Below are 22209 nucleotides of genomic sequence, written 5' to 3' on the forward strand. Positions count from 1 at the left end.
CATTTTCCTACTTACAGAACAATTGGCTATTGTGATAATATGTCGCTTCTCATCGTATTTTTATTGCTATTTATCTCATTTGATGATTGGAGTATTATAGCCAGTCCATAAAGGAAAAGCAGAATTGCCATAACCTTAATTATCATCCAAAGGCAGCCTCCGAACCCACTACCGACGTATTTAGCATACGTCTCTGGTGATGAGCGTCGGGCATAAAACTGTTTCCGGCTAGCAAAAACAAAAGCAAGGAAAGAGGCCAGCATGATAATACCTCCGTTCCAGTAATGTTCATTCATGGTGATAAAAGTTTGGTAGTGCCTAATTCTATTCTAAATTACTGACATATTTCTGAAACTTCGTCTTAAATACATTTCTTTTTTTCTGAGTTTCTGATTAAATACGAGATTAAAATTTTTGTTACCTACTATCATATACATACATCGGACGAGCCCCAATCAAGATTTTTGTGTCCTAAAAATTATTCGCACAAACCACACGCCTGCATTTGTTCATTCTTGATGGCAAAGGCATGAAAAAAAAACGGATTCGCCACGGCAGCTTGTTTAGCGGCATTGGCGGTTTTGATCTGGCCGCAGACTGGTGCGGCTGGGAGACGGTGTTCCATTGTGAAGTGGACGTCTTCTGCCAGAAAATACTTCATCATTACTGGCCGCATGCTGCCACCATCGGCGATATTGAGAAACATGAATGGAAAAAGTGGAGAGGAAAGATTGATGTACTCTCAGGAGGTTGGCCATGCCAGAAGTACTCCGTGGCAGGAAGTAGAATTGGATCTGAGCCACTCAAGGAAGTCCTGTTGGACGTTGTGGATGCAGTCCGGCCGGCATGGGCGGTACTTGAAAACGTTTTTGGCTTCATTACTAAAAAGTTTGCCGCAGAACACGATCGTCTCTGTCAGCGACTGGAAACCATGGGTTACGAAGTCCAGACGTTTTGTATTGATGCTGCAAGCTGTGGCGTACCAACGATGGAACGGCACGTTTGGATTGTTGCAACGTCCACTTGCCAGCGACGAAAAAGGCTCGATAAAAAGCAGATTCAGAACATCACCGGAGCACCACTCCTTCTTCCGGGAGGTGATCCGGGAGTCTTCGACCGATGGGCGCTATCCGAAAGTAGAGTTTGTAACGTCGGTGAAGGGGTTTCCGGAAGATTGGACATTGAAACCATTCGAGCAAAAGTATGGCATGCCAAAAGTCTGAAAGCACTCGGCAATGCTATAGTTCCGCAGATTGCCTATTACATTTTCTCGGCTATCAACGAGACAATTAATTGAAAACGACCAAATATCCCTTTGCTTCGGTTTTATAAAATGCAAATAGTGGTACAGCTATGGATTATTTATCAACGCGCTTAATCGAACGAGATCTAAAGGCACTGGGCATTTACAATCCTGAATTTTTGCAAAAGGTCGACAACTTGTGTTGTATGGGTTTGCCATTTTTTTACCTAACATATCCTACTAACTTCCCAGACGGTCGATTGGACATTGAACTCCACTGCTATAAACATTCAGAGACTGAAGAGTATAAGCTTCATGGTTATTCTGCAAAATTTGTAAGACCAATTGAATTTGAAGCTGTTACCATAAACGGCATAGACGTACTAGCACTAGACAGGGCAATGGCCAATGTTGATTGGCAAGGCTTAATGCAGGACGCTCCGGTTGATATGAATTCTTATCCTGGCGTGCTCATCAGGAAGATGGTGCTGCTTAATGAATCTAGCGCGCAGGGAAGGAGCATTTTTGACCTCCTTAGCATTAAGCACTGGTTAGGTACTGGCTTATATGACCCAATTAAGGATAATCTGAAAATGCAATATGAAACAGCAAAATACTTTTCAGCCGATAATCTTTTGGAGGAGAATATTACATATTGTTACCATCTTTTATCAGGTAGGTTCGATCAGTACCTTTTGCAATTAGAGGACATAGGTTTTCATACTCCCATTTATCTAAAACGTATGTTAGCTTTTTCAGCTGACGATTTTTCCCTAAGACTCTACAGAAGGGAGACTGATGGTTTAATGGAAGTGATTATTCCCTTTTCAAAAACTGATGACAGGTACTTGATTGAACAATACAAAGTCAAATTATATGACCTTCCAGCGATTCAACACGGAATCTTTAATGATCTGGATACGGAAAAGCTTGAGGAGGATATGAAGATCATCGATTGGATGGATGAAGCTAGTCATTATCAAATTTTTAATGATGATGAATATTGCTTCACGGATAAAATCTGCAGTATCCTGTCCCAACTTCAAGACACACACTATGAAGACCAGGGTATTAGTCATATCCTAGCCCTCTTAGAACTAAAATATTGGGCCGAAAGCCCTGATTTTGTTGGAATGATTGACAATGATACCTGGAATTTTCTATCAAGTTGTCCATGTAAGGAGATACTTCTGCCGGCCGGCATTCCGGTGTCTGCTGCTTTTCATCTTTTACATGGTCGAGCGATTTTCGATGTTAAAAGTACTGAAATGGGTGCGTTTTGGCATCGTGCAGTCCCGGATATAGCACAGACAGGGCACTTTCTTTTGCAATCTAGCGATGGTATTTCCGTTAGCCGGCTTACTCAGATTTTGCAACAACTACCCATAGGTGAAGAAGAAATTGAAACTGTATTATCCCGGATTCTAAATGGCCAGATTGCTGACGTCCAGCTGAAAAGCGGACAATCAGTTCTTGTATCGGTAGACCCATTCCAGGAACATCTTATACTGTTTTCACCGAATGGTATGCCTATGGATCATCAAACGTATCAGTGCAAGAATTCTAATAGACCATCAAAGCAACCCATGCCTCCTACTAAAGTGCACTCGAAGCGATTATTATGGTTAAAAGGCAAGAAAAGAGGTATTTAAGGTATGTTATGGCTCTATATTCTTTACATCGAATTGGGCTTGATCAGAAAACCTAAAACAAAATTTTCATGAACATAGAAATCAAAAACATAAAGTACTCGCCAACTTTAAGCGACGACTCAAATGCATTTACCGCCAACCTGTATGTAAATGGAAAGAAGGTCTGCATGGTAAGTAATAACGGAAGTGGGAGTGGACTTGACTACGGTATCGTTGATCCGAAGCTGAAACCCCTGTTGAAAGAGGCCGTACAATGGTGTAAACAGTTACCTCCCGTTCCTGTGCCCAACTTACATCCGGAAGATGCACCTAGTCAAGTCGAAATGGATCTTGAACTTTACATTGATCGCCTTCTAAGGGCTCATCTTCAGCGCCAAGAGAATAGCAAGATGGAGCGTAAAATGGCAGACACTTTTCTGTATGGGATTCCAAATGAGCGTTACGGGACCATTAAATTCAAGTATTCCTTTCAGTACATGATGGACTTGCCGGACGGTCGTGAAAGAATTACCGGCATGCTACGCAAATATGTACTTCCTGAAATTGCCAAAGGATACCAGCTTCTAAATACCAATATTCCAGAAGATATGATCCTTGCTGCCGGCCTGAAGAAAGGGGAATACGTAAAACCGAAGGAAGAACTGGTAATAAAGCCCAGCAAGAACAGGAAGAAAGGCCCTCGGCTGTGATACAAACTAAAGTCTGCTGTATTACCATTCCCTTCGCCATATGTATCATCGTAAAAGCTAGAAAAATGGAAGAAAGAGCCATCAATGATCTCCTGAAATATCTGGAACAAAAAGGGTTCCGGGGAAAGAAATTGGAAGAAGATTTGCGATCCAGAATAAATTCAGACCTGCCGGAATTCAGCACCGACCACCAAATTGTTTTCAACCATCAAGAGGAACTCGTCATCAACTATCGGCTTAACTTTAAGAAGAATCATCAGGTCAATGGCTACCTCTTCGATCGCTATCAGACCAGCTGTACCATACCGCCTAAAATAAAAAACTCTCAATATGGTTCCATCAACGCTGTAGAATTTGACCGCCAGATGTTCAAGGTGCACTGGGGGCGTTACTTCAAGGGCGGCGCAGTTGCCGGTGTTGATAATAAGAGTATGGCTCAGCAATGTATCAACAGGCTCAACGAACTGCTACAAAGTAATGAAATTGACAAAATTGATTTTGCCAGGACGATGATGTTTAAATACTGGCCCAAAGAGCAGCTGAACCCGGAGTGGTCCGGCACTTATGAAAGCCGGTTTCAACGCAAACGGGACTACAACAGCCAGCTTCATGCCAATCTTGTCTATCATTTGCTAACCGGGGAGCTGGATGCGCTTTATGAGAAAATCCGTTCCATGGGGCTGGACTTGATAGCAGGATCTGACTTGTACAGCGCCCTTTGCGATCACTTGCAAAGTATTCCCGAGGAATTTGTCCTGAAAACTGATTTTTTTCAGCCGGATGGCAAGGGAACGATTAGTTTAACCATAGCCAATTCATGGAATGAGTATACAATTAAAGAGTTGGAAATTCAGCGGGTCCAATATCCACCATTACCGCATGGTACTTATAATGGTGTTGATTCCGCCGAACTCGAGGCCCATATGGACAGGATCAACTGGCGGAACGCCGATCATCTTTGTAGACTTACTGAAGATGGCAGGGCCGAATTTAAACTAGAGATAAAAAGTATTTGCCAAAGGATAGACCTGCTCCAGCAGGATGCTGCGGGTCAAGCAACCGGCGATTTACTATCCTTGAAATATTGGTGCGGTTCACCTGTTATGGCCGATGCAATTCGCAATAAAGCATGGCAACTTCTGGACATCCTGCCGGAGAAGCGTATGAAATTTCCCACCAGCATAGACCTCCGTGCCGCTGTCAACCTGATGGCCGGAAGGCCGGTCATGGCCCATTTGATTGAAACGAATTTGGAGGCCTGTGATCAATGGATAAAGCTGAACGAGAACTTAGGTCAGGATGCAAAATACACCTACTTCAGCGGTCCGACTGTGGAAGAAATTCAAAGTCTGATTTGCAGTCTACCCTTGGTTCCCGACGATAACAGACCGTCCATGAACACTGAGCTGATCAGGGGAAATATTGTCGGCGCTGTCCACAAAAATGAACGTCCGATTAGGATCGAAGCCGATCCTGAGCACAGAACATTGAAGATATTTAGTACTGATGGACGTCTAATACCGGTCAACATTAACTTCGATCCAGATTGGAAACCGCCCTCGCAATTCCTGGAAAAACTATTAAAAGCCACACACACCAACAAGCGAATGCCGGGGAAAATGAAACCGAGGAACAGCGGCCAGCACCGCTCCTGAATGAATGGTGTATTCATCAATCTGACGCTGTTTACCAACTTGCAACCATTAAAAAGCTCCCTGCAAACATTACCACGCTGGCAGAAAGGCAGTTCATGGAAACCGTTTCAGTCTAACGAAACCGGCTTCCAGCGCAAATTTTATTAGGTCTGGTTGACCCGGCAAGATGTAGGAATGTATACATTCCTATCTTGCCCACCGCCTCCTACAGGGGCGGAGGAAAAATGGCCTCCGGAGTCGGCCATTTTGTCACCTGCTCACAAAACGATATCTATGATTATGGAAAGGGAGAAAAAGAGTAAAGGTCTGCAGCTTCCACATGTTGTTCCCATCCGTATCAGCAAGGAAAAACACCGGGAACTGTCTGACCTATTGCAGCATAGCCACTGTCGTTCCATGAGCGAGTTGCTGCGAAACATTATCGATAACCGGAAAATCGTTGTTGAACATTGGGATCAGGGAAGCCGCCTACTGCTGGAGGAGCTGGCCCTGATTCGTAAGGAGATCCAGTCCATCGGCGTCAACATCAATCAGGCAACCCGCCGTGTTAACTCAGAAAAGCAGCCAGCAGATCGTATTAGTCATGCCCTTGACATCGTCCGGTTCTTTCATCATGCGGACGAGAGAATTACAAGGTTATTCACCTTGATGGCTAAACTTTCGGAGCGATGGTAGCCAAGATCGTCTGTGGTAAAAGCGTCCGGAAAGCACTGTATTATAACGAGCAAAAGGTGACATCCGGTGATGCGGTACTACTACACTCGGGCGGCTTTCTTCAGGATCCGTCCAACCTTTCCTTCCGGCAGAGGCTGCAACGGTTTACGGACCTGACACGGCTCAATGAACGGACGAAGACCAATGCCGTGCATATATCGCTTAACTTTTCGCCGGCAGATATGCTCGATGCCGACCGCTTGCGAAGTATCACCGATGAATACCTGCGGCTTATTGGATGGGGTGAGCAGCCTTTCCTGATGTATCAACATATGGATGCCGGCCATCCGCATGTGCACATCGTCACCACCAATATCAACCGTTATGGCGAGCGTATAGAAACCCATAACATCGGCAGGATCCAATCGGAACGAGCGCGCAAACAGATCGAGGAAAGCTTTGGTCTGGTGAAAGCCGAAGACCAGAAGAAGGAGACGTATACAGCATTACAGCCGATAAATATCGACCATGTCAGCTATGGTAAACAGCCGACTAAAGCCGCAATTTCTCGTGTCGTCCGGGAGGTGGTGGGCACCTATAAGTTCACATCCTTCAGGGAGTTTAATGCACTGCTTTCCCAGTTCAATGTTTATGCAGACCGTGGAAAGGAAGACAGCTTAATGTACCTCAATGGTGGACTACAGTACCGTCTTCTGGACCGGGACGGAAACATTGCGGGCGTCCCCATAAAGGCCAGCAGCATCTTTACCAGCCCAACCCTGGCTAACCTGGAAAGGCTATATGCGGCTCATAAAACGGAGCGAAAGCCGTACGGCGAACGGATAAAGCACATGGTGTCAAGAGTATTGAGCACCGCCAATACGATGGATTCGCTGCAGCAACAGCTCAGGGAAAAAGGCATCCGGCTATTGTTATACAGGAACGCCGAAGGGAATGTTTACGGTATGTCCGTTATCGACAATGCCACCCGCTGCATCTTCAAAGCCTCCGACTTGGGAAAGGATTTCAGCGCGGCCAAGGTGATGGAAAAGCTGGAACGATTTGGCAGTACAGATATCAACACAGCCACCAATCAGCCACCCCAATATACCCATGAGCAAGCCCCCGCTCAGTTCCCGGCTCAGGCCTTGCCAGTATTCTTGTCTCTGTGGGAAGTGCTGACCAGCGATGAGCATATGGAAAGCAGTCCCGGCACACTACGGAAGAAGCGCAAGATTCATGGCTTACAATAGCCTGTAGGGAGACAACGATCACAACTAAAGAGGAGATTATGAACACAGGAGAGAACGCAGAAGCACTCAGGAAGATCACAGACCTTGTCCGAAAATCGAGCCTCGTTATCCTCGGTTTACATTTTTATTTTTACTGCTATAAGGCATTCATTTCATGGGGCTCACTTACAAGATAACCGAACAGATACTGGCTGGCGTTGCTGCCACCGGGTTATTCCGGCATTTTTTTATTTCTAAAACATTTTCCTTGGGCCTGCTGGTCGTATCCCTAGTAGGCATCAAAGGAAAAAAGAATGAAAAGCTCACTATACCGGCAGCCCTCCGGCCCCTGCTCACTGGCCTTTTGATCTTTGGACTAAGCCATCTTCTGCTCCGGTTGGACGCTGCAGCTGTTATACTTGCTGGGTTATATATGACAGTTACGTGCATTGGATTCCTACTGATTCTTCACGGTGGAACATTACTGACCCGCATTCTGAAAGACAGGTTGCAGGGAGATATTTTCAATAAACTACAGGAAACCTTTCCGCAGGAGGAGCGGTTACTTCAGAATGAATACAGTATCAACCTGCCAGCGAAATATAATTTTAAAGGAAAAATTCACAACAGCTATATCAATATCATCAACCCTTTCCGGGGGTCCCTCCTATGCGGGACCCCCGGATCCAGATGGGGTAAATAGAAAGAAATAAGGAAAGAGCTACTTCGTGGTGCGCCATGTCATCACGCAACATATCCAGAAGGGTTTCTCGATGTTCGTGTACGATTTTAAGTTTCCGGACTTATCGCTGATTGCCTACAATACATTCCTTAAAAACATACATGCCTATAAGAAAGTTCCGAAGTTCTATACCATAAATTTCGACGATCTCTCGCGCTCCCACCGCTGTAATCCGCTGGATCCGGCAAGCATGACCGACATAACGGATGCCACGGAGAGCTCCCGGACGATAATGCTGGGGCTTAACAGGGAATGGATCCGTAAGGCGGGGGACTTTTTCGTGGAATCACCCATAAATTTTCTCACTGGTATAATCTGGTTTTTAAAGAAGTATAAATCCGGCAGGTACTGCACACTACCGCATTGTATAGAGCTGATGCAGATGCCCTATGACCAGCTGTTCCCGGTACTGCGCACAGAAGGCGAAATTGAGGTGCTGATCAATCCATTCGTACTGGCCTATATCAACGGCGCCATGGAGCAGCTGGAAGGGCAGATTGCCAGTGCAAAGATAACGCTGGCAAGGCTGTCAAGTCCACAGTTGTATTACGTTATCTCCGGCAATGAGTTTACCCTGGACATCAACAATCCTCATGATCCTAAGATTCTTTGCATGGGTAACAACCCGCAGAAACTGCAGGTATACGGGCCTGTGCTTTCCCTGTTTGTCACCAGAATGCTTAAGCTGGTCAACCAGAAGGGGAAACTAAAGTCCAGCTTGGTTATCGATGAGCTGCCCACTATTTATATCGGCGGCCAATCGGGTATCGAAGCCACCATAGCGTCTGCGAGATCCAATTTAGTAAGCACTTTTCTGGCCGTTCAGGATATCAGCCAGCTCAGGAAGGATTACGGCAAGGAGATCGCCGATGTCATTTTCGGTATTGTCGGCAATATTATATCTGGACAAGTGGGCGGTGATACAGCGAAAGCACTTTCCGAGAGGTTCGGCCGCATCATGCAGCAGCGAGAAAGCTATTCCATCAATAGCTCCGAGACATCAGTCAGCAAATCTACCCAGCTAGAATCCGCTATACCTTCTTCAACTATAGCCTCGATGTCATCAGGAGAATTCGTCGGTACGGTTGCCGATAACCCGGATATGAAGATTGCCCTGAAAACCTTTCATTGTGAGATCCAGAATGACCACTCAGCTATTGCATCAGAGGAAAAGAGTTATGTTCCTATCCCCAAGGTTAGAGATATAACACAAGCGGAGGTTGACGCCAATTATGTTTCCATCAAGGAAGATGTAGTTCAGATTATTGAGGACGTCATGGACCATATCTATAATACACCAGAGTTGGCCCATCTCCTTATCGCACGGAACGAATAAAGAATCTGATAAAAAATAAGTTATTGCGAAATGAAATTGAAAATGTATCGGAAGATTGGTAACATTCCATATGGCTGAATACCGGATTTACGGCATGACGATTAGATTCTCAGAAAAAAAACTATCGAAAAGGAAGTGGTAAATCGAATGGGATGAGGTAACGTTACCATCTTCAGTTTTACCAAATGGAACTGCCCCTGTGACATAATTGCTGAAAAGTTGATAGTGGTTTACATACATGTACTCTGGAAAAAATTGCTGAGTAGCCCTTGATATCTTATCAATAAGCGTCTTCATATTTCCAAAACTTAGGTGATTTTCAAGAGATACAGAATCTATCGGATAAACCTTCCTACGCTGAGAAATAGTTGTTTGGCCAGAGACACGAAAAAAATCATGAATATAATATGTGTAATAGTTACACAAAAGCGATATTGTAAACATTATCAGCGTCCTCCGGTTCAAATCTCCAGAAGTGTCTTCCTCAATAAAAACTCCTATTGAATAACATGGAAATTGTCCTGCAGAGTAGTCAACAATTTCATAGTCACCTGCTGAAATCCTAATAGAGTCTAGTAGAGCAGAAATCGCAGTTCGTTCACCAGCTATCATTGTGTTTATCTTCTTTTCAATTATTTCCGCAATTGTATTCGCTCCCGGATAGCCAACAAAGGACTTCATTCCAACAGGATAAAATTCGTGTATTTTCTTTAAGAGATTGTAGATTGTTTCCTGTTCTTTGATCATTTTTATGGGCATATTTAATATATGATAAAAACTACTAATAACAATCGTATTCTGCTGGAGTAGTTGGAACTCCTGCTCCCAAGCAAGGTCCCATAAAGTTAATGGATGATCCTGGATCCGTTGCAATTAAATTCTGAACTAATAGATACTTAAATCTATCTAAAAGATCTTTTGCGACAGGAACATGCGTTGGATTAGCTTGTAGTTCAGCAAGGACTTCGTCTGCAGTCCAGTTCCAATTGGCAATAAAAGCATTTGTCGCTGTCCGTTGGTTAGTTAAATAGTTGACAGGTATAGTAACACAAATCTTATTCATTTCAAAGTTGTAGATGCCATATTGGGGATGTAGAAACATGATACCTACTCCCGAGATAGTTGCAACATAGGCATTACCAACCCGAAGCCAGTTAATGACACCACACATATGCCCTTTGACTGGATCCAAGCTAAAGCCAGATCCAGGAATAGTTGTTCCTATAGGGATGTAACCACCTCCCACAATGCCAGTTGGATCTGGAGTTACGGGTTGGGGTACCAATGATGGCGGATCATCACAATCTATAGCTGTTGTTGAATGAGTAATTGACCAACTAGCAGATGGGCATTCTGGAATTGAAGGATAAGTACAGGTTACAGTGCTATAAAGCGACGGTCCACCGTATGAGCCAACTATAGTTACAATGCTATTGCAGACTCCACCCCATGTGCAGGTAAAGTAATAATAGCATTGAGGATCAGCAGCATTTATGTCATTGGAAATAGCCGCCTTTCTGTATTTTTCATTCCCAAAGTGTAAAACATAGCTTTTATGGGTTTGAAGATTTTCTAACAGTAGATCTCCTATAAAGCCTGGTATTGATGGATCTCTGGCATCCATCGCTGTCGCTTTAAAAAAGTTTGTTTTACCATTTTTCTGCTCAGCTAGGATATAATTTCTTCCAGCATTTTTATATACATAATTGAATGGGATGCCATACGTGTAGAGCTTGGGCAAAAGCCTTATATAAGTATAGACAGCAGAATCCCCTTGTTTTATTTGGTAAGCCCGCTTCCAGTAGGGGTATAGAACCTGCGTAACAGAATCATTTAAATTTACTTCTAAGCTTGATTGATAATTTAATGCAGTAAATTGGTTTTTAATCTCTTCAATTTCCACGGATAAGCCTCTCGGTTTAAGTTCGATTTCTCTATTATTCTTTTTGCAGCTTTGAACAATAACAAATCCAATTAGGATCAGGGTCATTACAACGAAGAGTGTTATCTTTTTCATGGTAAATGCATGTTTTAAAGAAGACTTTCGAAAGGGTCACTATTTGGGTATTACTCTGGGGGGTACTGATTTTGGTTCTTCTACATAAATTTAGAAGAAAATAGGAAATGAATAAAAATATTAGACGGTTTTGTCTCAGAATATTCTCTTGTGGAAGAGATGTCAACCTATGCAACTTTGTTGATATATATTATATTTATATTATAATGAAAAGTGCATTTTAGCTAGGTCTAAACGTATTATCGGGGTACCTAACCTATTGAAAAACTATAATCTAAATAAACTCTGGTGAAACAAAAAATAAAACATTAGTCAAATGCGGTTAATTTCGAAACATAATGCTCCTGCTCGAGCCCAAGTAAGGATTTGACCCTTTTGATCGGAGATATTAACGCCAGTCTATTCTATTTCAGACCTAATACTACATCGTGCACTTAAGGGCAAAATATCGGCTAGTTTAATTACCCAAAACCCATGAACTATAGAATGATGGCGTACGTTGTAGGTTCAGAATATGAAGCGGACACATGGTTGCCGTATCGCTGTGTCTTTCTATCAGAAAAAAATTGCCTCAAAATGAAAACAACAACCATTTTACCCCGGCCAGTAATTCAACTTTTGAATACTGGAGTTCATCTCGCAAAAAGCGCTGAAGCCCAACGTGCGGTGGTCCTGATCAACGCGGCCGCCACTTTGACATGTATATTGGCCCTGATTACAGGATTGACCATATACTATATTACAAGCTCAATTCCAATGCTTTTAGGTGTATTAGCAGAAACATCCTGTTTTGTCGGTGTAATCGTTCTGAACAAATATGGGAGGCATAATTTGGCTGCCGGTGTTACGTTGCTTATTCATTGCACATTTGCTTTGTACTTTGGCGCCCTACTAGGACCTGCTATGCCTCTAGAGTTGATAACTGTCTTTCTACTTAGCTTTTTGACAGGTGGATGCTATTTGATATACAGGGACAAAAAAATTAGGGTGTATCTACTAGTTATCATCTTGATCGTGTTTTCTGTTATGTTGACAAATAACTATACGAAGCTAGTGGAACCCATCCACATACAATCTGGGCCGTTCTTATTGATAAAAGGGTTTTGTTGTATTAGTATTTTGACTCTGATGGGTTTTGTTGTCGTGGAGATCATTAACCAGAATGATAAGCATAAGGACCAGGCAGCTCTGAAACTAATTGAATTGAAACAGGAAAATAAAGAAATCGTCGCTGAATCCGAAAAGCGGATTAATTATCTTTATGAAGCGGCACATGATATGAGAACACCTATAAGCGCTGTAATATCCTTTGCAGAAACTATAGAATGGGACAAAGTTAACAATCCAGATGTTGTTGATACTATCACAAAAATTTCCAAGTCTGGTACCATTGCCCGTGAAATTCTCAACAATACGTTGGACCTTGCAAAGCTAGCTACCGGGGAATTTGATGTCGTTAATTTGGCTCCCATGGATTTGAGGGCAACTATTAATGATTGTCTTCTGGTTAACAGCCATTTTGCTAGCAAATGCAACTCTCACATTGCTCTCAACTACGGAAAGCTTCCCACCTATATTATTAGCGATGGTCTATTTATCAAACGACTTCTTAACAATGTATTTAGCAATGCAATTAAGTTTTCTCCAGAGGGTTCCCAAATTGATCTTTCAATAGCAATAACAGAGGAAAAGTTGCAAGAAAGGTTGCTATTTACCGTAAGTAATCCATCGAAAATACCTATTGATGAAATTCATCAGAAAATTGGCAGGTTCAAATCGGAGCGTAATCAGTTTGAAAATACTGGATTGGGAATTGGCATTATAAAGGAATTAGTGAAGAAGCTCAAAGGCAGTTGTCTAATGGAAACAGATGCCAAGAATGTACACTTCCATTTCAAGATCCCATTTACTGAATGTAGTCCGGAACAGATTGCTAGCTTAAAAGAAATGAACAAATCTTCCTTATTTAAAGATGCAAAAGACCTACTTGTGGGCCGTAGCGTTATAATAATTGAAGACGATAGTATGATGACTTTTTATTTGTCTAAGTGGTGTATCAGGCAACAAGCTAGTTATCGCACCTATAAGGATGGAAACGAGGGCTTAAATGCCTTGATGGAAGGTAGTTTGCCCGATTTGCTGATTCTTGACCACAAAATCCCAGGATTAACCGGGGATCTTATTTTATATAACCTTCGTTATAAAGATGGTTTCGAAAGGATGAAAATAATCATTAATTCCGCATGTAGTGACCCCGCAATACACCTTCGATACAAACAATTTCCAGGCATAACTTTTTTAACCAAGCCGTTAGACTTGGCAGTAATGAATGCTGCCATAGTGCGGTGGTTTTAAGCTTGCATTTTTATCTATAAATCAATTTTATAAACATTGTATGTATATTTAATTTAACTTTATTTATTGAGGCAATATTGAACGCTAATGCTTAAATTTGGAGTACCAAATTTTTTGCCCTATGGGCATGGTGCGCATCCTCAACACCGCTATCTCTCTTCCTGCCAAGGAAGCATACATTATCTTCTTGTTCATCAGGAATGATATTTGGGATACTGTTATTCCAACTTTTCTCACTTTTATCGCTGCCTTTTTCTACAATCGGGAATCCTGGCGCCAATTTCCCACGATGCTACTTTACGCCAGTATCTATAACCTGCTATACATTCTTACCTTTTGTATCGCAAACCAGGTAAACGGAGTGGAGGAAGATCGTCTAAACAAGCCATACCGCCCCTTAGTAAGGGGAGTTCTAACGGTCAGAGAGGCTGAAAAAAGGTCCTATATCTATAATGCGCTTTTCCTTTTCACTGCTTACTTGCTTGATGTGTTTTGGTATGCACTTAGTTGGCAGCTGGTCACATTAATGATGTGCAATTGGGGCTTTAGTAATCATTGGTTCCTAAAAAATGTATTCTGTATTTCAATTGGCACTATTTTACTACTCGGTGCGCAGTGGCGTATAGTCGGGGATGAAATTCAATTGCAGATATGGAATTTTATTTTCTTTTTGAGCTTTTGGGCTGGAGCTGGGCTACCGCTACAGGATTTTAGGGACCAGGACGGCGACCGGTATATGCGCCGAAAAACCCTTCCATTGGTGCTTGGCGACCTGCCGGCACGCCGGTATATGATTGCTCACATGATGCTTCTTTCTCCGTTGCTGTACTTCTTTACCATCGCTACCCAAATAGATGACGCTAGCGAAATTTCATCCCCGAAAATGATCCTGGTAACTACCGCCCAAGTGCTGTGGCATTGGATCATTGCACTACGCATTTGGTTGTATCGTAATCCAGCTGCAGATGATACTTCTTATCACTACTTCGTATGCCTGTTCTGTGTAACAATACCAATGATCTGTTTTTTATAAGAATGCGTATATCTATTTTTCGGTTCTGATGAAATATCCTATATTCGGTGTATAACTCTAAAGCTCTCAGTTTAACCCGAAGAGCGAATCGTCGATAGAAGGTATTGTCAGGTTAACCATCCATTCGCGCAGATTTCCCGCACGGGAAGATTTCCAGGTTGTTTTTTCTATTAACCCTCAATATTTTGTATGAAAACATGTTTAACAACCCTTTATGTATTTTGCTGTATTATTGTTGTCCTTTCACTGTCCTGTAGCAAAAGAGACGTACGACAGGTACCCGATGAGTTCTTTCTAGACGCAAGATCTTACTTTGAAAGTTCAGTTCTTCCCGGCAGCCAAGGAGGGACGAAAATAGCCGTTGATCAGTTGTTGCTAGAAAAATCACCAAATTGGAAGGAAGCCCGTATCCAGGAGCTACCTAGAGGAAAGACGGTCGTAGTACCCTTAAAGCATAAGGACACGACGCAATATGCGACAGTTATTGGCGGAACCTTTAAATGCCCCTTGGATAAGATCGGCTATCTGCTTCTTTCCAAAGACAAGGGCCACTTCAGGGCGGAAGTAATTTATAAGATACCTGATACCGCTAGGGTAACGGAAAAATTCTCTGGTATCGTGCTTATCGAAACCTGGGACGGCAGGTTCCTGGACGGTTACCGGTACCGCAACGACAGTGTCTTCAGGGTATCAACGCAGCTCCTCCCCGGGGGCCTGCAAACGAATTCATGGCAGACTACCTGTGAAGAAGTCGATTGGTACACCTGTGCCTACTCTGCAAACACAGACGTTTACTGTAATTATAGTCATACAACGAAGCATTGTATCGACAATCCGGACAACGGCAGCGGAACACCAACCGGAGGCGGTGTTGGCGGTGCTGGTGGCGGCGCTGGTACCCCAGTGTACCCAGGCCGTACCCCGGCCGACAGCGATCCCGCTACACGGCCAAGAAGGGAACCAACAGAGCCTACGGGCAAGTTAGATATCTGCAAAAAATCGTTTGTCTTTAAAAAAGTGATCAGCTTGGATCCTAATGGTTTCGGCGGATGGCAGATCGCCGCAGTTTCGAACGTTCACATGAATCTTGTCGATCCCGGCGACGGGGTATTAAAGATAGTTAGGCCTGGTCCGGTGCTTTACTTTGGTTTTCCCATTGTTCGGTCCAATAAGACGTTTTACTCTACAGCTCGTGCGGCAGAGCTGGCTGTAGAAATAGACAATAAAGCGTTGCTCGATGTGATGGCTAGATATCATTCTGGTAAGCCGATTGATTGGGAAGGAATGAATGCGTTATACAGGGAAAAACTAAATGAATATGCTAAGCAGTACGGAGGCAGGGTTACCTTGAGTCCAGGTATCGGCAATTTGACGGAAGACCTTCCGGTTACCCCAGCGAAATATTCCGGCATAGCGGGTATAGGATGTCTCTAATAACAGCGTTATAATATAGGGTGGCATAGCCACCCTATATTAATTTTTGGTATATTACAATAAATGATAAAATTATTTTCATTATTCACCATGTCCATGATGTTATACATGTCAGCGGAAGCCCAAATTACGGCGATCGGCATAAACCATGTCCACTTGCATACTCCGATTAGTGAAATTGCAAGGAAGGTGCGGTTCCTTGATTCGCCATACCGGAAATTCTTCAGCGCAAAACCAGCAAACAATTTCTATTTTTTATTTATGGACCAGGAGGAGGACAGCAGTAATATCGTAAGGTTCCTGATTGCACAGACGGGGAAAGCGGGAACCATCATCAAGCTGTATGCGTATCTCGAAGCTAATGATCTTAAGCGTCTGATCGATCAAATCAATACCTTCAGCAATAAACATACAATAGCAACCAGTAGTATCGGGGAGCAATTCGGTAGCTTTGTACACGGCTGGTCCACCGATGCTGGTACGACGATACTTGCCGGCCGCAGTGGTATATGGGATCAAACCGTTGGCTTTGTGCCTACGATCGTTTCTATCTTTTACAAATCGGATCTTGATGAAATTGATGGCACCTTTGTCGATACGAAAAAATAGCAATAGTACTTTTTTGCGTAATGTTCGTTCTATTTAAAAGCAGCTATTGGATTTATGTACAAGTTGAAAAAATATTCTGTGCCGGAATATGCAGAAATGGTGTGGACGATATGTAATAAGCAATTCTCTATAGAGCATTTTAATAACCTTAGGTTTTTGAGTAAAACCAGAATGGAAATAGGTGACGCGAAATATGTTCTTACTGAGCATGACAGGCGGGAAGTTGACAATGCTATGATGCACCGGATCATGCGCATATGTGTGACGCAGGTTAACCTTGGAAGAGTACCTGAAGTTTACTGGTGTGGAGATTCCGGTTTCTCACCTCATGTTTCTGGAAGAGACGGCTTCCTACCGTTGGACGTTGGTGGTTTTGCGGAGGTACTGCACAACAATGATATTGAACTAAGGAAAAACTACCAGGGACGGCTTATTGCTATCGAGCGGTATATTCATCCTACAGGTGATCCCAATTTTGTTATTCTCCTGGGAACGAAACACTATGGCAAACTTGTGGAAGTGGATGCACTCATGAATAAAATCAACGAGATTGATCCTGCAGTAAATCCTTCTTACGAGAAGGGGCAAATAACAGGCTTTTACAATGGAAGCTATTCCCAAAAATATATATACAGTCTGAGACCTTGTTTTGTAACATTGAATTTTTCAAAACAAGCAATAACCGCCATTGAAAAGGCGATTGGGGAAATGGTAACACCTCTGGAGTAGAATGACCTTAAATCGGTATGACCTTTTTTGAATTTTTTACCAGATCAGTTTATGTTTAACAGAGATTTGAACTGCCTTTTCCAGGGCGGTTGTTTATTATCTCATCCTGGGGGTTGGCAGCTATCACGTATTTAATCTATTGCATTAATGGAAAACTCGATGCTCATTTCAAAAAAATCATGGAGGCGTTTTGTCTTTTGCAGACGTGACTCAACAACTATTGTTCAGTATTCATATCAGGGAATTACGGTGAGGATTACGGAAGGAACGAACAGAACCATCAATATGGTGGCCCCGATGCTTATCGCATATAAAGTAAAAAACATAACCGTTTGGATAACATCTTTACCTGTCCAGGGAAAACTGATGGACCAGTTTAAACTCGCCGATACGTTCCGGCAATATCATTCATTCAGTCGGAGAATAGCTCCAAAGTACCAACCGGCTAAAATAATGAAGATTGAGCATTGTCCTGTCCCAGTGGCGGCAGCCCCGGCCATTCCCAGAGCGTGTATTTAGGCATGCCGTCAGGCCTGACTTTACCGCCCCGGATGGAATACACTGGGTGATATTCCAGGTCCTTATCTGGAATTTTGTATGCCAGGATTTCTTTCATTTCATTTTCCTGAAGGCTGGCCGAAATCCAGCTTTGGGCCATTTCCTCAGTGAGAAATAGGGGCATTCTATGCTTGTTGGTTCCGGAATTATGAATCCCAGCCATAGTAGTGTTCGCGCCCGTAGTTAACAACCCAAAGCTGAGGTTTTCGGTTACCACTCCGTCATTGTCTACTACGGATGCTTGCTGATATAGGCCGGGCAGGTAAAAGGGCTTTCCATCTGGATAGAAAACAAAATACGGGACCATATTTTTGATCCCATTTACCTTCCGATGTTCATATATGCCATTTACCGGTATCAGTAAACGCCGTTTCCGCAGTTTGTGAGCAAGGGAAGCAGTTTCAGTAAATATCTTTTCACTTCTCAAGTTCAACTGGTTATTCCTACGAATGTCTCGCTCTTTTCTGTCGGTTATCCAGGTCGGAAATACTCCCCATTCCATAGTAGTAGCTTCCTGTCTGCCATCTGTACTAACGATAACACTGCATTCCGGGAAAAGTGGGCCTAGAATCTGCTCATTAAATTCAATGCTATACGCAGGTGTTCTTTTGATTACTAATCCTGGAAATGCCTCTTTCGTAATCTGGATATCACTGTGAAATGCTATGTCAACGCACATAAAACTATGTTTTTAGAATTTGATCAACTGGAATTTTCACAGGCTCCTTCTCACTAGCATGAATTTCCGCCATAAGACGACCATATTCAAAGTATAGGTTTACCTGAACAGGACCTTGCAGTGGGGTGGTGTTCGTCTGCTTTGTAATGTAGGAAACAAATTGTTTTTTGTACTTCGAGTGCATCCGCTTCTTCCAATCTCCTCTTTGAAACGTGTTGATGAAGACGTGGTATTCTGATCCCGGTTGAAGCAATGCTTTCAATTTTTCAGCATCTTCAGATACATCCAGCATTTTACCTTCCCCGACCTGAAGATGTTGGTAGTGCACAAGTGCATTTTCTTTTTTTGAATAACGACTGACCATAAACCCTTTGCCAGAAGGCACACCAGGCCATTCGAACCTCTGTACGATCCAATATTTTTCTCCCATTATTACGCTAAACTGAATCATTGACTCAGTCAGGCGATCAAAGGGATTATAGAAAAAAGTGGTGCGCATATTTCTAAATTACGAAATTTTTGTATGTCTGCCTCGAATCCGGCTTTTCCCTCATGAAAGCTTAGGATGGCGGATCACAAATCTCGGGTCTGGCCTGATCGGTAATTTGCTCATACTTTCTACTGTTATCGAAGGAAACCCGAAACTGGTGGTCACTGTTCCCTGAATACGGTAAATGCCCGACTTCTGAAAAGGATAGCGCTGGTAAACATGCGGAAAATGGACCGTATCAAAGAATTGTCCATCACGATCCAGGAATGTCCCAAATGCCATTGTTTCGCCATTACGGGTCCGGGTCTGCTTCATTGTTACAAAAAGGCCGGTAATTGTAACAGGTGCGCCGGCATGATTCAGCAGGTCGGAGACCATAATACCGAGATTTTGCTGACTCTTTAGCAGGAAGAATGGTGACAAGCTGACGGAAAAGCCCAAGAGTTCCATTTCGTCATAAAAGTCCTCGTCAGAAGCCCATTCAAAGTTGGGGACAGTTGGCAGCTTCAACGCTGGTTGAAAAAGAAGCTCCATACCCGCGTATTTGTTTTGAGTTGCCTTTTTGCTGGCAAGCAGTAGATGGGCCTTCCAGAGTAGTGACTTTTTCGTCTCACCGGTAAAACGTAGCGCCCCTACGCTGACCAAAAGTAACAATTGTTCCAGTCCCGGGGTGCAGCGGGTAACAAAGTCCTCCAGGCTGCTGAAGGCAGCAGCCTTACGCTGCTCGAGTATTGTTTCAATCATCTTCACTTCCAAACGATCGACCATATTAAACCCTAAGAATATGTCTTTGCCATAAAGCCGTGTTTTCAATTCAGAATAATTAACACAGGGAAGATTGATCGTCGCTCCGGCTTTTCGCGCCTCGGTTACGTATAACCAGCGAGCATAAAAGCCTCCCTCATTGTTAATGACAGCCGTCATGAATTCTATTGGGTAGTGCGCTTTCAGGAAAAGGCTCTGGTAGCTTTCCACGGCGTAGCTGGCAGAATGAGCCTTGGAAAAGCTGTAACCTGCAAAACTTTCCATCTGGCGCCAGACCTCGGCGGTAATCTTCGCGTCATGGCCAACTGCTGCACAATGGCCGAAAAACTTCTCCCGTATCTCTTCAAGATGATGGCGCCCACGGTTCTTGCCCGACATCAGGCGGCGCAGCACGTCCGCATCCGCCAGGTCCAAGCCCCCAAAGTGGTGGCCAATCTTCAACACATCTTCCTGGTAAATCATTACCCCGAAGGTCTCGCTCAGCTGCTCTTTAAGGATGGGATGCAGGTACGTGAAACCATGAGGGTTGTGATACCGCTTTATATATTCGTCCATCATCCCCGAGGATCCGACACCGGGTCTGATAATGCTGCTGGCAGCCACCAAGGTCAGATAGTCGCTGCAGCGTAGCTTTTTCAGCACACCGCGCATAGCCGGGCTTTCAATATAGAAGCAGCCAATGCTGTCGCCGGACTGTAACTGCGCATTGACTTTTACGTCGCTTTTGATTGTCGCTACAGCATGCACATCAACATCCTTTTCCTGGTTCTGCCGAATGATCTCCACCGCTTCTTTAATATGCCCGATGCCGCGCTGGCTTAGGATATCCAGCTTTTCAAAGCCAATATCTTCAGCAGTATACATATCGAACTGCGTTGTTGGTAGCCCCTTGGGAGGAAGATCCAGTGCTACATAGGCGGTAATCGGTAGCTCGGATATCAATACTCCGCCAGCATGGATGCTGCGAAGGTTAGGGAAATCCTTCGGCAGCATTTCATAGGTAGCCATGATCTTGTCGACGATCTCATTGCGATTCTGAAAAGAAGCCGGATACTCGATCAGTCGATCGATCTCTCCTTTAGGAAGGCCATATACCTTAGCAATTTCCCGGATAATGCTCCTGTCCTTGAAAGTGGACATCATACCCAGCAATGCCGTATGCTTTTTACCGTACCGCATGAAAATATATTCGAAGACCTCGTCACGGTCGCGCCAGGAAAAATCGATATCGAAATCCGGCGGCGTCTTTCTCTTTGGGTTCAAGAAGCGCTCAAAGTAAAGGTCAAGCTCCAAGGGACAGACGTCCGTTATCCTGAGGCAGTAGGCCACTACGCTATTAGCGCCGCTTCCTCGGCCTACATGATAGAAGCCTCTATGAGCAGAATACCGTATAACATCCCAGGTGATTAGAAAGTAGCAGGAAAAGCCGAGGCGATCGATCACTGCAAGTTCCTGCTGGACACGCTCAAGCGCCACCCTATTCTTTTCACCGTACCGCTGCTTCCAGCCATCCAGCGCCAGCTTTTCTAGCAGCAGCCGGTCGTTATAAGTATTGCCGGTGTATGTCTTTTTGTTCTTTACAGTGGTAAAGTCAAAATCGAAACGACATTGCTCCAGCAGCTTACTGGTGTTGATAATGATTTGTGGAAAGCTGCTGTATAATGAAATCAGCTCCGGCTGCGACAGCAGCACCTCATTCCGGGCGCCGGCCTGTGAAGGTTGAAGCTGAGACAGCAGGATGTTATGGTCGATAGCCCGAAGCTGGCAGTGCAGCTTAAATTCCTTTATTTCAAGAAAACTCACCGGAGCCCAAATCACCAGCCGCTCCTGAAAAGCTTTCGGCCTCATCACGATCCGCGTCAACTGCTCCGGACGGATACCAATATACTCGTTGTCACGTAATGCCTGGTCCTGATCTGGCCGGAAAGGATAAATGAAGAAAGCGTCAGTCAGCTCGGGGGCCTGTGCAGGTATCGCCTTCCCTTCTAAGTTATGTTCCGTTAGAAATTCATTGAGCTGCTGGAATCCTGCATTGTTACGAGCAACGCCGATGTACAGCAATGCGTTCCCATGACGAAATTCAATACCGCCAAGGCCATTGAAGCCTTTCTGCCGACAGTATCTAATAAATTCCAGCACACCAGTACTGTTATTGATATCGGTAAGCACTGCAGTATCATAACCTTCCTGTTGCAATGCATCTACCAGATCTGCTACGGGTATGGTACCATAGCGAAGCGAATAGTATGTGTGACAATTTATAAGCATAACACCTCCCTTGTTTAAACAAAAAGGGCGACATAGGATTGGTGAGTGTTAGCCAGTAAGCATTTGGTT

The 22209-nt window shown here is 43.8% G+C and carries 17 protein-coding genes and 1 pseudogene; 13 read left to right on the forward strand and 5 right to left on the reverse strand.

Annotated features, from left to right (window positions below; translation table 11 throughout):
- Nucleotides 1-505 precede the first annotated feature (505 nt).
- The 8 genes and pseudogenes from HF324_RS03040 to HF324_RS03070 all read left to right on the forward strand — a co-directional run bounded on the left by HF324_RS03040 (nucleotide 506) and on the right by HF324_RS03070 (nucleotide 9203).
- Nucleotides 506-1297 (forward strand): DNA cytosine methyltransferase, encoded by a 792-nt coding sequence (locus HF324_RS03040; RefSeq protein ID WP_168809382.1) that lies wholly within the window; start codon nucleotides 506-508, stop codon nucleotides 1295-1297.
- A gap of 56 nt (nucleotides 1298-1353) precedes the next feature.
- Complete coding sequence (locus HF324_RS03045) at nucleotides 1354-2895, forward strand: hypothetical protein (RefSeq protein WP_168809384.1); 1542 nt, start codon at nucleotides 1354-1356, stop codon at nucleotides 2893-2895.
- 68 nt (nucleotides 2896-2963) lie between these two features.
- Complete coding sequence (locus tag HF324_RS03050) at nucleotides 2964-3584, forward strand: hypothetical protein (RefSeq protein WP_168809386.1); 621 nt, start codon at nucleotides 2964-2966, stop codon at nucleotides 3582-3584.
- Nucleotides 3585-3649: 65 nt separating this feature from the next.
- On the forward strand, nucleotides 3650-5239 hold the full coding sequence (locus HF324_RS03055; protein ID WP_168861895.1) for a hypothetical protein: 1590 nt from the start codon (nucleotides 3650-3652) through the stop codon (nucleotides 5237-5239).
- 273 nt (nucleotides 5240-5512) lie between these two features.
- Nucleotides 5513-5914 (forward strand): plasmid mobilization protein, encoded by a 402-nt coding sequence (locus HF324_RS03060; protein ID WP_168809390.1) that lies wholly within the window; start codon nucleotides 5513-5515, stop codon nucleotides 5912-5914.
- Nucleotides 5908-7146 (forward strand): relaxase/mobilization nuclease domain-containing protein, encoded by a 1239-nt coding sequence (locus HF324_RS03065; protein WP_168809392.1) that lies wholly within the window; start codon nucleotides 5908-5910, stop codon nucleotides 7144-7146. The genes HF324_RS03060 and HF324_RS03065 overlap by 7 nt, the downstream gene beginning before the upstream one ends.
- Nucleotides 7147-7184: 38 nt before the next feature.
- Nucleotides 7185-7828: pseudogene (locus tag HF324_RS33545) on the forward strand (YWFCY domain-containing protein).
- 25 nt (nucleotides 7829-7853) lie between these two features.
- Complete coding sequence (locus tag HF324_RS03070; protein WP_246269398.1) at nucleotides 7854-9203, forward strand: type IV secretory system conjugative DNA transfer family protein; 1350 nt, start codon at nucleotides 7854-7856, stop codon at nucleotides 9201-9203.
- 87 nt (nucleotides 9204-9290) lie between these two features.
- Here HF324_RS03070 and HF324_RS03075 read toward each other — a convergent pair whose 3' ends face one another.
- A complete protein-coding gene (locus HF324_RS03075; protein WP_168809394.1) occupies nucleotides 9291-9950 on the reverse strand; it encodes a hypothetical protein in 660 nt (219 codons plus the stop codon).
- Between the two features lie 34 nt (nucleotides 9951-9984).
- The gene (locus tag HF324_RS03080) at nucleotides 9985-11220 is read right to left on the reverse strand and encodes a hypothetical protein (RefSeq protein WP_168809396.1); all 1236 of its coding nucleotides are present in this window, start codon (nucleotides 11218-11220) and stop codon (nucleotides 9985-9987) included.
- Between the two features lie 576 nt (nucleotides 11221-11796).
- On the opposite strand from HF324_RS03080, the gene HF324_RS03085 reads away from it, so the two are divergent.
- The 5 genes from HF324_RS03085 to HF324_RS03105 all read left to right on the forward strand — a co-directional run bounded on the left by HF324_RS03085 (nucleotide 11797) and on the right by HF324_RS03105 (nucleotide 17380).
- Nucleotides 11797-13575 carry a hybrid sensor histidine kinase/response regulator gene (locus tag HF324_RS03085; protein WP_168809398.1) on the forward strand — a complete coding sequence of 593 codons (1779 nt, stop codon included), beginning with the start codon at nucleotides 11797-11799 and terminating at the stop codon, nucleotides 13573-13575.
- A gap of 121 nt (nucleotides 13576-13696) precedes the next feature.
- Nucleotides 13697-14608, forward strand: coding sequence for a UbiA family prenyltransferase (locus HF324_RS03090; RefSeq protein WP_168809400.1), 912 nt, complete (start codon nucleotides 13697-13699; stop codon nucleotides 14606-14608).
- A gap of 189 nt (nucleotides 14609-14797) precedes the next feature.
- Nucleotides 14798-16042 carry a hypothetical protein gene (locus tag HF324_RS03095; protein ID WP_168809402.1) on the forward strand — a complete coding sequence of 415 codons (1245 nt, stop codon included), beginning with the start codon at nucleotides 14798-14800 and terminating at the stop codon, nucleotides 16040-16042.
- Between the two features lie 90 nt (nucleotides 16043-16132).
- Nucleotides 16133-16651 carry a hypothetical protein gene (locus HF324_RS03100; protein WP_168809404.1) on the forward strand — a complete coding sequence of 173 codons (519 nt, stop codon included), beginning with the start codon at nucleotides 16133-16135 and terminating at the stop codon, nucleotides 16649-16651.
- A 54-nt stretch (nucleotides 16652-16705) separates the two neighbouring features.
- Nucleotides 16706-17380 carry a hypothetical protein gene (locus HF324_RS03105; protein WP_168809406.1) on the forward strand — a complete coding sequence of 225 codons (675 nt, stop codon included), beginning with the start codon at nucleotides 16706-16708 and terminating at the stop codon, nucleotides 17378-17380.
- 445 nt (nucleotides 17381-17825) lie between these two features.
- Here the strand turns inward: HF324_RS03105 and HF324_RS03110 are convergent, their stop codons facing one another.
- From HF324_RS03110 to HF324_RS03120, 3 genes are read right to left on the reverse strand one after another with little or no spacing between them, the layout of a single operon-like run.
- A complete protein-coding gene (locus HF324_RS03110; RefSeq protein WP_168809408.1) occupies nucleotides 17826-18617 on the reverse strand; it encodes an SOS response-associated peptidase in 792 nt (263 codons plus the stop codon).
- A 4-nt stretch (nucleotides 18618-18621) separates the two neighbouring features.
- Complete coding sequence (locus HF324_RS03115) at nucleotides 18622-19116, reverse strand: hypothetical protein (protein WP_168809410.1); 495 nt, start codon at nucleotides 19114-19116, stop codon at nucleotides 18622-18624.
- Nucleotides 19117-19167: 51 nt separating this feature from the next.
- A complete protein-coding gene (locus HF324_RS03120; protein ID WP_168809412.1) occupies nucleotides 19168-22140 on the reverse strand; it encodes a DNA polymerase III subunit alpha in 2973 nt (990 codons plus the stop codon).
- Between the last annotated feature and the right edge of the window lie 69 nt (nucleotides 22141-22209).

The organism is Chitinophaga oryzae (assembly GCF_012516375.2).
In the GTDB taxonomy this organism is placed as follows: Bacteria; Bacteroidota; Bacteroidia; order Chitinophagales; family Chitinophagaceae; genus Chitinophaga; species Chitinophaga oryzae.